This window comes from Dietzia sp. CH92 (assembly GCF_032248695.1).
In the GTDB taxonomy this organism is placed as follows: Bacteria; Actinomycetota; Actinomycetes; order Mycobacteriales; family Mycobacteriaceae; genus Dietzia.
This window is the reverse complement of record NZ_JAVHXC010000001.1, coordinates 371106-384325: the sequence shown is the minus strand read 5'-3', so window position 1 is coordinate 384325 and position 13220 is coordinate 371106. Positions and strand designations below refer to the sequence as shown.

Here is a 13220-nt window from a genome sequence, read left to right as displayed (position 1 = left end):
CTCGCGGCGGCCCTGCGGTGTCGGATTCGGCATCATGGGGTCATGCCTCAGAGAGAACTGTTCATGGACCCCAGTCTGGCGCGCGCGGCGCGCGCGTTGTGCCTCGTCTCCACCAAGGTGGTGGCGCTGCGCTCCGGACTGGACGAGCAGCGGATCCGCGAGTACGAACGGGGAGTGGGCGCACTCGACGCGGCCGAGGTGCAGGCGTTGACCGACGCCCTGACCTACTTCGGCGCCCGGTTCATCCCGGAGAGCGACCGAGGGGGAGTGGGTGTGCGTCGCAAGTTCACGCGGACCAAGGTCGAGATGATCGACACCTGGGAGGCAGAGGGCGGCCCGGTCGGGGAGGACGACGTCTAGGTCACGGACGGCCCGGTCGTCGCCCGAGTGCGACGTGCCGGCCTCCGTGCACGTGACCGAGGCGTCGCCGCTCGCTCACGAGCGCCGGAAGACCGCCCGGAGCCGTTCACGGTTGACCACGCCAATCGCCCGCAGCGGGATCCCCGCCGGGCACACCCGCGAGCACTCCCCGTAGAGCGAGCAGGGACCGAACTCCTCGTCGGCGGCGCTGACCATCTCGCGGGCGCGGGCCGCGCGGTCGGCGCCCGCGACGGGCATGAGGGCGAGGTGCCCGAGTTTGGCCCCCACGAACAGGTTGGCCGAGCCGTTGGGGCAGGCCGCCACACACGCCCCGCACCCGATGCACGCCGCGAAGTCCAGTGCGGTCTCCGCCGTGTCGTGACCCTGGAGGGTCGAGTCCGCGTCCGGGGCGGCGCCGGCCGGGATTCCCACATGGGCCGCGGACTCGACGACCCCGTCCAGAGCGGACCGGTCCACCACCAGATCGCGGAGGACGGGGAACACGGCGGCGCGAAGCGGTTCGATGCGCAGGGTGTCCCCGTCGGCGTAGGGGGTCAGCCGCTGGTGACACGACGGGGTGTTCTCCGCGGGACCGTGGGGGCGTCCGTCGACGGTGACGCCGCAGGCCCCGCAGATCCCCTCACGGCAGTCGGAGTCGAACGCCACCGGTTCGACGCCCGCGTCCACCAGGTCGGCGTTGAGGACGTCGAGCAACTCCAGGACACTCATCTCCGGCCGGGCGTCGTGGACCTCGAACTCCTCGTACCGCCCGGCCATGTCGGGCCCGGACTGTCGCCAGATTCGCAGGGTGAGCCTCATCGGTAATCCCTCGCGGTGGGGGCGACCGCCGAGAACTCCAGCGGTTCGGCGTGGCGGGTGAAGGACCGGGGCCCGCCACGGTCATCGCCCTCGGAGGCCCAGGCGGAGGCGAAGGCCCACCGACGGTCGTCCCGCCGGGCCTCGCCGTCGGGCGTCTGGTGCTCGTCGCGGAAGTGGGCGCCGCACGACTCGTCCCGGTCCAGCGCATCCACGCACATCAGTTCCGCCAGTTCGAGGAAGTCGGCGACCCGCCCGGCCAGTTCGAGCACCTGGTTCAGGTGACCGCCTGCGCCCGTGACCCGCAGGCCAGTCCAGAACCGGGTCCGCAGGTCACGGATGCGCTCGAGCGCCCGGGTCAGGCCGTCGGCCGTTCGTGTGACGCCGCAGCCCGAGTAGAGGATCTCGCCGAGCTCACGGTGGAAGTGTTCGGGCCCGGTCGAGCCGCCCACCGCGAGCAGGTTCCGCACCCGCGTCCGGGCGCGGGCCACGGCGGCCACGACCACCTCGTCGTCGTCGCCCGGCAGGTCGTCCCCGAGGCGGGTGGCCAGGTGCGCCGGCACCGAGTACGGAAGGGTGAACCAGCCGTCGACGCTCGCGCTGAGCAGGGAATTCGCACCGAGTCGGTTCGCGCCGTGATACGCCCAGCCGCATTCGCCGCCGACGAACAGGCCGGGGATCGACGTCTGCAGGTCGAAGTCGCTCCACAGCCCGCCCATCGTGAAGTGGCACGTCGGCGCGATGCGCATGGGTACGGCGTACGGGTCCTCGCCGGTGGCGTGGGCGTACAACTCGAACAGGTTGCCGTAGCGCTCGGTGATCGTCCGGCGCCCGTCGCGGGACAGGGCGTCACGGAAGTCCAGGTAGACGGAGTTGCGGCGTGGCCCCACCCCTCGCCCGGCACGGATCTCGGAGGTGATCGCCCGGGAGGCCACGTCGCGGGGCACGAGGTTGCCGAAGGCGGGATATCGGCGCTCGAGAAAGAAGTCGCGGTCGGCGTCCGGGATCTCCCCGGGCGGCCGGTCGTCGCCGTCGTGGAGCGGGACCCAGACGCGGCCGTCGTTGCGCAACGATTCGCTCATGAGGATCGTCTTGGCCTGCCAGTCGTTGTCCTTGGGCAGCGCGGTGGGGTGGAACTGCACGAACGACGGTGAGGCGAACAGGGCCCCCCGCTGGTGCGCGCGCCACACCGCCGAGGCGTTGGAGTGGATCGCGAGTGTGGAGTCGTGGAAGACGGTCCCGTAGCCGCCGGTCGCGAGGACGACCGCGTGCGCGGTCTCGGCCCGGATGTGGCCGGACACCAGGTCGCGGACCACCACACCGTGGCACCCCGAATCGTCGACGACGAGGTCGAGCATCTCGTGGCGGGTGTGCAGCGTCACGGCGCCGGCACGGATCTGCCGCTGCAGGGCCTGGACGCCCGCGATCTGCAGTTGCTGGCCGGTCTGCCCGCGGGAGTAGTACGTGCGCGAGACCTGCACGCCGCCGAAGGACCGGGTGGACAGGACGCCGCCGTACTCGCGGGCGAACGGGGTCCCGATGGCCGAGAAGTGGTCGATCACGCGCGCCGACTCCTCGCCCAGCCGGAACGCCTCGGCCTCCCGGCCGCGGAAGTCCCCACCCGAGACGGTGTCGGCGACGAACCTGGCCACCGAGTCCCCGTCCACGCGGCGGGCGCGGGCGGCGTTGATGCCGCCCTGGGCCGCGACGGAGTGCGCGCGGCGGGCGGCGTCGTGGTAGGTGAACGCCGTCACCCGGTAGCCGAGTTCGCCGAGCGCCGCGGCGGCCCCGGCGCCGGCCAGGCCCGTGCCCACCACCACCACGTGGAAGCGCCGACGGTTGGCCGGCGCGACGAGCCGGTAGCCGTCACGCCGTCTCGACCACGCGGTGGCCGGGTCCCCCTCCGGGGTGCCCGGGGCGAGGATGCCGCCCGCCCGCGCGCCGGGGACGAGGACCGGGGGAGGGGAGAACGTCACGTCAGCCACCCGGCCTGGACCGCGACCGGGATCGCGGCGTTGCCCAGGAGGACCGCCACCGCCGCGATCCCGCCCAACAGGGTGATCACCGCGCGGCTGCGCACGCCGGTCACCCCGAGGTCACCGGCCGCCGTGCGGACCCCGTGGGCCACGTGCACGGCGAGCACCACCATGGTGAGTGCGTAGAAGACGGCCATCCAGGGGCGCGAGAAGCTGGCCACCAGGTTCCCGTACGCGGAGCCGGGTTCGAACGCCTCCGGGGAGACCGGGGCGGTGCCCGTGGTCATGTCCAGGACGTGGACGACGACGAAGAGCAGCACCACCACGCCGGTGAGCAGCATCGACCGCGCGCCGAACGAGCCGGCGGTGAGCCCCGTACGGCGTCGGTGCGGGCCCGCGGACGCCCGGGAGCGACGCAGCAACAGCAGCGAGAACCACACGTGCAGCACCAGACTCACCAGCAGCAGCACGCGCAGGGTCCACAGGACGCCCCCGTGGGGGACGAGGGGGTACAGCAGGGTACGCAGCCACGCGGCGTACCCGTCGAAACCCGGCGCTCCGCCGAACACCTTCAGATTGCCGATCATGTGCGCCACCACGAACACGGTGAAGAGCAGGCCCGTGAGCGCCATGACGGTCTTGGCGAGCCAGGTGGGCACCACCGGGGCGCGGCGCACGGGGCGGCGTTGCCCGGGCGGTGACCCCGACGGGGCGGAGACCTCGACCACTGGCGCTCCTCCCGGACTCGGCGACAGGCGCCAGTCTAGGTCTGTCCCAGCCCCCCGGGGCCGGGATGGAGGCGGGTGGTGTCGGCCATACTGGACACCGTGACTACCACCACCTGGATCATCATCGCCGTCGCCGCGGTGCTGCTGCTCGCCGTCATCGCGCTCGTCGTGGGACTGCAGCTGCGCAAGAAGCGGCAGATCTCCCTCACCCGGGCCGAGGAGCGCAAGGAGCTCACCCGTGAGGAGCGCTCCGGCAACTACCAGGCCGGGACGGGGTTCTCGTTCGCCCAGGGAGGGGGCGGCGCCACGGCGGCCCCGCCCAGGGAGCCGGTGCGCCGTGACCCGACGCCGCGGGAGGACCTGCCGCCGGCGACACCGGCCCCACGGCCCCCCGCGCCGCCGTCCGCTGCGACGGGGGCGGCCCCCGCCGCCGAACCCGCCGCCGAACCCGCGGCCGCCCCTGCGACCGCGCCGGACACCGCGCCCGAGACGGCCGTCCCCGCGCCCGAGCCGGACGTCGATCCCGGCCCGACCGAGGCCACCGAGGTCGTCGAGCCCGCCCCGGTCGAGCCCGTCGTGGTCCCGCCCGAGGTGCCCGACGAGGAGATCCCGGCGCCCCCGGAGACGGTGACCGGGACCCCGGAGCCGGTCGCCCCGGTCGAGCGCATCGACCCGGCCGCCGGCCGCCTCGACCGCCTGCGGGGCCGCCTCGCGCGGTCGCAGAACACTGTGGGCCAGGGCCTGCTGGGTCTCCTCGGCGCCGGCGATCTCGACGAGGACGCCTGGGAGGAGATCGAGGACACGCTGATCATGGCCGACCTCGGTTCGGCCACCACCGAGCTCGTCGTGGACCGCCTGCGGGCGGAGATCGCCACCCGACAGGTCCGCACCGAGGCCGAGGTGCGCGATCTGCTGCGGCAGACCCTCATCGACAACCTCCACCCCGAACTCGACCGCTCGCTGCGTGCGCTGCCGAACGACGGGACGCCGGCCGTCCTCCTCGTCGTCGGCGTCAACGGCACCGGCAAGACCACCACAACCGGCAAACTCGCCCGCGTCCTCGTCGCCGACGGTCGCGAGATCCTCCTCGGCGCGGCGGACACGTTCCGCGCCGCCGCGGCGGATCAGCTCCAGACCTGGGCCGAGCGGGTGGGCGCCGAGGTGGTCCGCGGCAAGGAGGGCGCGGATCCCGCCTCCGTCGCCTTTGACGCGGTGACCCGCGGGGTCGAGACCGGCGTGGACGCCGTGCTCGTGGACACCGCCGGTCGGCTCCACACCAAGACCGGCCTCATGGACGAGCTCGGCAAGGTCAAACGAGTGGTGGAGAAGAAGACCCCCGTCGACGAGGTCCTGTTGGTGATCGACGCCACCACCGGACAGAACGGGCTCATGCAGGCGCGCGTGTTCAAGGAGGTCGTCGACATCACCGGCGTCGTGCTCACCAAGCTCGACGGCACCGCCAAGGGCGGGATCGTCTTCCAGGTCCAGCACGAGCTCGGTGTGCCGGTCAAGCTCGTCGGACTGGGGGAGGGCGCCGACGACCTGGCGCCGTTCACCCCCGAGGCGTTCGTGGACGCCCTGCTCGGGACGTAGACCCCCGCCCCCGGGCCACCCGGCCCGGCGGGACGACCGGGTGGGGCAGCGGTCGTGGGAACGGGCGCGGCGGGCCGCGACACACAACCGGAACCGGGGCCCGCCGCGTGTAACCGCCAGGAAACACACGCGCACATCTACCGCAACACGGCAGCGGAAACCTCTACAGGCGACCGGGGAGCGAGAAGACGCTCACCACGCGATGAAATGAGGAGGACCGCACCGTGATAGGTGACAGTGTCGCGTTGCTCGCCCAGGAGGCGACGCCGGAGTTCGATACGGGAGACACGGCCTGGATGCTCATGGCGGCATCCCTGGTGCTGCTCATGACGCCAGCCCTGGCGCTCTTCTACGGCGGCATGTCCCGGCAGAAGTCGGTACTCAACATGATGATGATGTCGTTCGGCACCATGGGCCTGATCGGCGTCATCTACCTGCTGTGGGGCTGGTCGATGTCCTACGGCAGCCAGTCCGTGGCCGGACTGTTCGCCAACCCCTTCGAGATGTTCGGCCTCTCTGGCGTCATCGGTGACGCCTCCGGCTGGGTGCAGGGGCTCGGTGCCTACCCGCAGGTCGTCGACGTGGCCTTCCAGGTCACGTTCGCGATCATCACCGTCGCGCTGATCTCCGGCGCGATCGCCGAGCGCGTCCGGTTCGGCACGTGGCTCGCGTTCGCCGGCGTGTGGGTGACCCTGGCCTACTTCCCGCTCGCCCACATGGTGTGGGGCGGCGGGCTGCTCTCCCACTCGGACAGTGGGCTCGCCGCGATGATCTTCGGGACGGTCGACGACGGCGAGGGTGGTCTGACCGCCGCCGTGGGCCCCATCGACTTCGCCGGCGGAACCGTCGTGCACATCAACGCCGGCATGGCCGCCCTGGTGCTGGTGTTGCTGATCGGCAAGCGGCTCGACTTCGGACGCACCGCCTTCCGCCCCCACAGCCTGCCCCTGGTGATGCTCGGCGCGGCCCTTCTCTGGTTCGGCTGGTTCGGGTTCAACGCCGGCTCGGCGTTCGGCGCCAACGGCACCGCGGGCCTCGCCTGGGTCAACACGACCGCCGCGACGGCCGCCGCGATGCTGGGCTGGCTCCTGGCGGAGCGGATCCGTGACGGCCACGCCACCAGCCTCGGCGCCGCCTCCGGTGTCGTCGCCGGCCTCGTCGCCATCACCCCGGCCGCCGGTTCGGTCCACCCGCTCGGCGCCATCGCGCTCGGTGCGATCGCGGGCGTCCTGTCCGCTCTCGCGGTGGGGCTCAAGCACCGGTTCGGCTACGACGACGCTCTCGACGTGGTGGGCGTCCACCTGGTCGCCGGCCTGTGGGGCACGATAGCGATCGGGCTGTTCGCCACCGGCACCTTCGACACCGCCCCCGGGATCTTCTACTCCGGCGACGGATGGAAGCTCCTCGTGGTCCAGATCGTGATCGCCGTCGCGGCGCTCGTGTTCACCGCGGTGATGACCGCGATCGCCTGGGCGATCTGCCGCCCCCTCGGATGGCGGATCGACAAGGCGGACGAGCAGGCCGGCATCGACGGCGCCCAGCACGCGGAGACCGCGTACGAGCCCTCCACCAGCGCGCTCATCCGCTGACCCGACCACCTCGAAAGGAACCACGACATGAAGCTCGTGACCGCGATCGTCAAGCCGTTCACGCTCGACGACGTCAAGGCCGCCCTCGAGCAGGCCGGCATCCACGGACTGACCATCAGCGAGGTCCAGGGCTACGGCCGACAGAAGGGCCACACCGAGGTCTACCGAGGCGCCGAGTACGCCGTCGACTTCGTCCCCAAGATCCGGGTCGAGGTGGTGGTCGACGACGACACCGCACCGACGGTCGTCCAGCTGATCGTCGACGCGGCCCGCACCGGCAAGATCGGTGACGGCAAGGTCTGGGTGACCGCCGTCGAGAGCATCGTCCGTGTCCGCACGGGCGAGGAGGGCGCCGACGCCATCTGAGCGGGCCCCACTGCCGCACCCACACCGCCAGCGCGCGGGTCGCCTCCGGACGAGGCGGCCCGCGCGCCGACGTGTGCCCCACGGCTCCCGGTGCTCGCGCGCCGCCGTGCGGGGGCGTTCACAAAGGCGAAACACGCCCGCCGCGGCGGGGTGACACGGCCGCGGGACGCTGGAACCCGACGACCCGCCCGGAAGTGGACGCGGGACCGGACGCGGGAAGGAGGGCACCGATGACGGCGACGGCGGACGACGGACGCGCCACGGCACTGCGGTCCGGTCGCGCGCGGATCCTCGCCGCGGGGCGGGAGGCTCTGCCGGCCGCGGCGCTGCGGGACGCCCTGTGCGAGCTCTACGAGATGGAACTGGCCAGGCTGGCGGAGGAGGCCGGGGTCGACCCGGGCTCGGGTTTCGCACTGGTCGCGTTCGGCGGGCTCGGCCGCAGGGAGGTTCTCCCGCACTCCGACCTCGACCTGGTGCTGGTCCACGAGCGCCGCACGGACCGCGACGTCGGCGAGCTCGCCGACGCCCTGTGGTATCCCCTGTGGGACTCCGGGGTCGGTCTCGACCACAGCGTCCGCACCGTCGACCAGTGCCTGGCGGTGGCGGCGGCGGACGTCTCGGTGGGCCTGAGCCTGCTCGACGCGCGGGTGATCGCGGGCGACGCGGATCTCGGTGCGCTGGTCGTCGACGGCGCCCGCAGGCAGTGGCGGGATCAGATCGCCACCCGCTTCGACGACCTCGTGGCGGCGGCCGCGGCCCGCCGACACCGCGCCGGGGTCATCGCGCACCGCAGCGAGCCCGACCTGAAGAACGGCGCGGGCGGTTTACGCGACGTGCAGCTCGTCACCGCGCTCGCCCTGGCGCACCTGAGCGACGGCCGCCCGGTGGTCCCCGGGGGTATGGCCGCCGCGCACCGACTCGTCCTCGACGCCCGCACCGAACTCCACCGGGCGGCCGGGCGGCCCCGCGAGGTGCTGCACGCGGAGTACGGGGACGAGGTCGGTCGCGCGCTCGGTCTGGGCGACCGGTTCGATCTCGCCCGGGCCCTCAGCGACGCCTCCCGCACGATCGCCTTCACCGCGGACCAGGCGATCCGTGGGTCGTGCGCCACGCTGTCGACCCGCGGCTTCACCGGCCTGCTGCGGCGTTCACCGGTCCGCAGACCGCTCGATGACGGTGTCGTCGAGCACGCGGGCGAGGTGGCTCTGGCCCGGGGCGCCCGGGTCTCGGAGGACCCGTGGTTGCCGCTGCGGGTGGCGGCGGCCGCAGCGCGGTTCGCCCTCCCCGTCGCGGGCTCGACTCTCGGCGTCCTGGCCGAGCGGAGCCCCGCCCCCGAGGGGAGGTGGCCCGCCGAGGCCCTGTCCGACCTGCTGGTCCTCCTGGGCTCCGGGGAGGCGCAGATCCCCGTCCACGAGGCCCTCGACCGTTGCGGACTGTGGGAGCGGATGCTGCCGGAATGGTCCGGTGTGCGCGACCTCCCCGCGCGCGAACGCACCCACGTCTACACCGTCGACCGGCACCTGGTGCAGACGGCGGTGGAGGCCTCGCGCCTCACGACCTCGGTCGCCCGCGCCGATCTGCTGCTGCTCGCCGCACTGCTGCACGACCTCGGCAAAGCCCGCGAGGGCGATCACAGCGAGAACGGCGCGATCATGATCCGGCCGATCGCCGAACGGATGGGGTTAAGCGTGCGCGACACCCAGACCCTGGAACGGCTCGTCCGCCACCACCTGCTGCTCGCCCGCACCGCGGCACAGCGCGACCCCACCGACCCGGCGACCGCCCAGGCCGTCCTCGACGCGCTCGACTGGGACACCGTCGCCCTGGACGTCCTGGCCGCGCTCACGGAGGCCGATTCCCTCGCCACGGGCCCGACGGTGTGGACGGCGGGTCGCGAGGGCGTCCACGCCGCCCTCGTCGCGGCGTGTCGGCAGCTGGTCGGCCCCAGCCGGGCGGCGGTGCGGGCGCCGACGGTGCGGGCGTCGAGGCGACACGGGCCCCCCGACGTGGTGGTCGAGCTCAGCGCCGCCGGTACCGGCACGACCCACGAGGTCACCCTCGTCGCGCCGGGAGCCGGCCGGTCGCTGGCCGTGGCGGCGGAGGTCCTGGCGGCCCACCGCCTGGAGATCGTCGACGCCGAGATCGACCTGCGTCCCCCCGGCGGGATGCGTGCGCGGATGACGGTCTCGACCCGGTTCGGCGACCCCGTCGACGCCCGCGTCCTGCGCCAGGACCTGCGACGGGCCATCGACGCCGGACTGCCGGCGTCACTGCGCTCGGCGCTCGCACGGGGCGAGTCGCTGCCGATCGGGCCCCCGAGGGCCAGGTCATCGGTCCTCGTGGGCCACCGCTCCGACGCCGACGGCGTCCTCATGGAGGTCCGCGCGGAGGACCGGCCCGGGTTGTTCGCCCGGATCGTGTCCGCCATCCTGCAGACAGGGGCCCGGATCGACTGGGTCGTGGTCCGCACACGGGGGGCCGCGGTGGAGGACGTCTTCGCGCTGTCGGGGCCCGGCGCGGTGCTCAGCACGGCCGGTCAGGTCGAATCGCTGCTCCCGGGAGCCGAGCCAGCGACGCCCGTCGTCGCGCATGCCGATACCCTGTGATCAGTCGTCGCCGACGACGCCGGGACGCGCGCGCTCCCGGGACGCGAACCAGGGAGCTGTTGCCGTGTTCGAATCCTTGTCCGACCGCCTCACTGGTGCGCTCAAGGACCTGCGCGGAAAGGGTCGGCTGAGCGATGCCGACATCGACGCGACGGCCCGCGAGATCCGACTCGCGCTGCTCGAGGCGGACGTCGCGCTGCCCGTCGTGCGCGCCTTCATCTCCCGGGTCAAGGAGCGGGCCAAGGGTGCCGAGGTATCCGAGGCCCTCAACCCGGCCCAGCAGGTCGTCAAGATCGTCGACGCGGAGCTCACCGCGATCCTCGGCGGCGAGGCCCGCCGGATCGAGTTCGCCAAGCAGCCGCCCACCGTCATCATGCTCGCCGGCCTCCAGGGCGCGGGTAAGACCACGCTGGCGGGCAAGCTGGCGCACTGGCTGAAGGGCCAGGGGCACACGCCGCTCCTCGTCGCCTGCGACCTCCAGCGTCCGGGAGCGGTCGACCAGCTGCGCATCGTGGGTGAGCGGGCCGGCGTCCAGACGTTCGCCCCCCACCCGGGCACCTCCGTGGGCGGGGACGGCGCCGAGATCGGCATCCAGGAGCCGGTGTCGGTCGCCCAGCGCGGACTGGCCCACGCGCGCGCCAAGATGCACGACGTCGTGATCGTCGACACCGCCGGCCGCCTCGGCATCGACGAGGAGATGATGGCCCAGGCACGGGGCATCCGCGACGCCGTCCAGCCCCACGAGACCTTCTTCGTCCTCGACGCGATGATCGGTCAGGACGCGGTCGTCACCGCCGAGGCGTTCCGCGAGGGCGTCGGCTTCACCGGTGTCGTGCTCACCAAGCTCGACGGCGACGCGCGCGGCGGCGCCGCGCTCAGCGTCCGCGAGCTCACCGGCACCCCGATCATGTTCGCCTCGAACGGTGAGAAGCTCGAGGACTTCGACGTCTTCCACCCGGACCGCATGTCCAGCCGGATCCTCGGGATGGGCGACGTCCTCTCGCTCATCGAGCAGGCGGAGACGGTCTTCGACGCCAAGGAGGCGGAGAAGACCGCCGCCAAGATCGGGTCGGGCGAACTCACCCTCGAGGACTTCCTCGACCAGATGATGATGATCCGCAAGATGGGTCCCATCGGGAACCTGTTGGGGATGCTGCCCGGCGGCAAGGACATGAAGGCCGCGGTCGGGGACATCGACGAGAAGCACCTGGACCGCATCCAGGCGATCATCCGCGGCATGACCCCCGAGGAACGCGCCGATCCCAAGATCATCAACGGCTCCCGTCGGCAGCGCATCGCCAACGGCTCGGGGGTCACCGTCACCGACGTCAACCAGCTCGTCGACCGGTTCTTCGAGGCCCGCAAGATGATGAGCCGGATGGCCGGCCAGATGGGGATGCCCGGCGCCGGTCGCAAGAACCAGCGCAAGGGCAAGAAGGGCAAGGGGAAGGGCAAGGGACGCGGTCCCACGCCGCCCAAGAACCGCGGCATGATGCCGGGGATGCCGGGCATGCCCGGGATGCCCCCGGGTGGGATGCCGGGGATGCCGGGCGGGATGCCCGACCTGTCCCAGATGCCGCCGGGACTGGACCAGCTCCCGCCCGGGCTCGAGGGCTTCGATCTGGACGACCTCAAGTTCCCCAAGCGCTGATCCCGTCGCCCGCGCGCGTCGATTGGTGTGCGTGGACGGGGGATGTCTAGACTGATCCGCTGGACGCCGTCACCGGTGGATCCCCGCGTGCGGGGCTCCGGGCCGAACGGCGGTCACCCGGAAGGCGAAACCGGGCCCCGCGAGAAGCGCGGGCGTCGCTGAATCGCCACGTGACCCACAACAGGAAGTGAGACGCGCTTATGGCCGTCAAGATCAAGCTCACCCGACTCGGCAAGATCCGCAACCCGCAGTACCGGGTCGTCGTCGCCGACGCCCGCACCCGTCGCGACGGTCGCGCCATCGAGACCATCGGCCTCTACCGCCCGAAGGAGGAGCCGAGCTTCATCCAGATCGACTCGGACCGGGCGCAGTACTGGCTGGGCGTCGGCGCGCAGCCGACCGAGGCCGTCGAGCAGCTGCTGAAGATCACCGGCGACTGGCAGAAGTTCAAGGGCATCGAGGGCGCCGAGGGCACCCTCCGTACCCCCGAGCCCAAGCCCTCGAAGCTGGACCTGTTCAACAAGGCGCTCGAGGAGGCCCAGGGCGAGCCGTCCGCCGAGGCCATCACCTCCAAGCGCAAGGCCGAGAAGGCGAAGAAGGCCGAAGAGGCCAAGAAGGCCGAGCAGGAGGCCGCCGCCTCCGAGTCCGCCGAGGGTGAGACCGCGGCTGCTGACGCCGAGACCGCCGAGGCCTGAGAGAGATGAACGACATGGTCGTCGACGCCGTCGACCACCTCGTCCGCGGTATCGTGTCGGATCCCGACGCCGTCGCCGTGCGGTCGAGTGGCGGTCGGCGCGGCACCGTGATCCGGGTCGCGGTCGCGCCCGAGGACCTCGGCCGGGTCATCGGCCGGGGAGGCCGGACCGCCTCCGCGATCCGGACCATCGTCTCCGCCGTCGGCGGCGAGGGCATCCGGGTCGACGTCGTCGACACCGACCGCTGATCCCGATACCGCACGCCGACACCCGGAGGACCTGACACACCATGGATCTCGTCGTCGGACGCGTCGTCAAGTCACACGGCGTCCGCGGGGAGCTCGTGGTGGAGGTCCGCACCGATTCACCCGAGGAACGCTTCGCACCCGGAGCGCGCCTCACCGGTCGTCTCGGTCGCGGCGAGCGCGCGACCGACCGTGACGTCACCGTCGAAGCCGCCCGGAACCACTCCGGGCGGCTTCTGGTGCGTCTGGCCGGGGTGACGGACCGGGACACCGCCGACTCGCTGCGGGGGATGCTCCTGCTGGTGGACTCCGCCGACCTCCCCGCGCCGGAGGACCCCGATGAGTACCACGATCACCAACTCGTCGGGTTGCGGGTGCTGGACACGTCCGGCGAGGCGCTCGGTGAGGTGACCGAGATCGTCCACACCGCCGCGGGCGAACTCCTGGCGATCCGCCTGACCGGGGGCGGTGACGCCCTCGTCCCCTTCGTCACCGAGATGGTGCCCGAGGTCGACGTCCCCGGCGGCACCTGTGTGATCGACCCGCCGGAGGGGCTGCTCGACCTGGGCACGGCATGACCGGGTCCGCCGCCGAC

The 13220-nt window shown here is 72.5% G+C and carries 12 protein-coding genes; 9 read left to right on the top strand and 3 right to left on the bottom strand.

Going from position 1 to position 13220, the window contains the following annotated elements:
- The first annotated feature begins 42 nt into the window (after positions 1-42).
- The gene (locus RWK90_RS01855; RefSeq protein ID WP_069389232.1) at positions 43-360 is read left to right on the top strand and encodes a helix-turn-helix transcriptional regulator; all 318 of its coding nucleotides are present in this window, start codon (positions 43-45) and stop codon (positions 358-360) included.
- A gap of 75 nt (positions 361-435) precedes the next feature.
- Here the strand turns inward: RWK90_RS01855 and RWK90_RS01850 are convergent, their stop codons facing one another.
- From RWK90_RS01850 to RWK90_RS01840, 3 genes are read right to left on the bottom strand one after another with little or no spacing between them, the layout of a single operon-like run.
- Positions 436-1179 (bottom strand): succinate dehydrogenase/fumarate reductase iron-sulfur subunit, encoded by a 744-nt coding sequence (locus tag RWK90_RS01850; RefSeq protein ID WP_314034102.1) that lies wholly within the window; start codon positions 1177-1179, stop codon positions 436-438.
- Positions 1176-3152 carry a fumarate reductase/succinate dehydrogenase flavoprotein subunit gene (locus RWK90_RS01845; RefSeq protein ID WP_396230253.1) on the bottom strand — a complete coding sequence of 659 codons (1977 nt, stop codon included), beginning with the start codon at positions 3150-3152 and terminating at the stop codon, positions 1176-1178. The genes RWK90_RS01850 and RWK90_RS01845 overlap by 4 nt, the downstream gene beginning before the upstream one ends.
- Positions 3149-3880, bottom strand: a complete 732-nt coding sequence (locus RWK90_RS01840; protein WP_314034100.1) for a succinate dehydrogenase cytochrome b subunit — start codon at positions 3878-3880, stop codon at positions 3149-3151. Before RWK90_RS01840 ends, RWK90_RS01845 begins: the two co-directional genes overlap by 4 nt.
- A gap of 99 nt (positions 3881-3979) precedes the next feature.
- Between RWK90_RS01840 and ftsY the strand changes: the two genes are divergently transcribed.
- The 8 genes from ftsY to rimM all read left to right on the top strand — a co-directional run bounded on the left by ftsY (position 3980) and on the right by rimM (position 13203).
- Complete coding sequence (ftsY, locus tag RWK90_RS01835) at positions 3980-5473, top strand: signal recognition particle-docking protein FtsY (protein WP_314034098.1); 1494 nt, start codon at positions 3980-3982, stop codon at positions 5471-5473.
- 296 nt (positions 5474-5769) lie between these two features.
- A complete protein-coding gene (locus RWK90_RS01830; RefSeq protein ID WP_314034748.1) occupies positions 5770-7062 on the top strand; it encodes an ammonium transporter in 1293 nt (430 codons plus the stop codon).
- Positions 7063-7089: 27 nt separating this feature from the next.
- Positions 7090-7428: a P-II family nitrogen regulator gene (locus RWK90_RS01825; RefSeq protein WP_314034096.1), complete on the top strand. Its 339-nt coding sequence runs from the start codon at positions 7090-7092 to the stop codon at positions 7426-7428.
- 230 nt (positions 7429-7658) lie between these two features.
- On the top strand, positions 7659-10034 hold the full coding sequence (locus RWK90_RS01820) for a [protein-PII] uridylyltransferase (protein ID WP_314034094.1): 2376 nt from the start codon (positions 7659-7661) through the stop codon (positions 10032-10034).
- Between the two features lie 64 nt (positions 10035-10098).
- Positions 10099-11685, top strand: a complete 1587-nt coding sequence (gene ffh / locus RWK90_RS01815; RefSeq protein ID WP_314034092.1) for a signal recognition particle protein — start codon at positions 10099-10101, stop codon at positions 11683-11685.
- A 200-nt stretch (positions 11686-11885) separates the two neighbouring features.
- The gene (rpsP, locus tag RWK90_RS01810; RefSeq protein WP_314034090.1) at positions 11886-12380 is read left to right on the top strand and encodes a 30S ribosomal protein S16; all 495 of its coding nucleotides are present in this window, start codon (positions 11886-11888) and stop codon (positions 12378-12380) included.
- Positions 12381-12385: 5 nt separating this feature from the next.
- Positions 12386-12628 (top strand): RNA-binding protein, encoded by a 243-nt coding sequence (locus RWK90_RS01805; protein ID WP_314034088.1) that lies wholly within the window; start codon positions 12386-12388, stop codon positions 12626-12628.
- 41 nt (positions 12629-12669) lie between these two features.
- On the top strand, positions 12670-13203 hold the full coding sequence (gene rimM, locus RWK90_RS01800; protein ID WP_314034086.1) for a ribosome maturation factor RimM: 534 nt from the start codon (positions 12670-12672) through the stop codon (positions 13201-13203).
- Positions 13204-13220 lie beyond the last annotated feature (17 nt).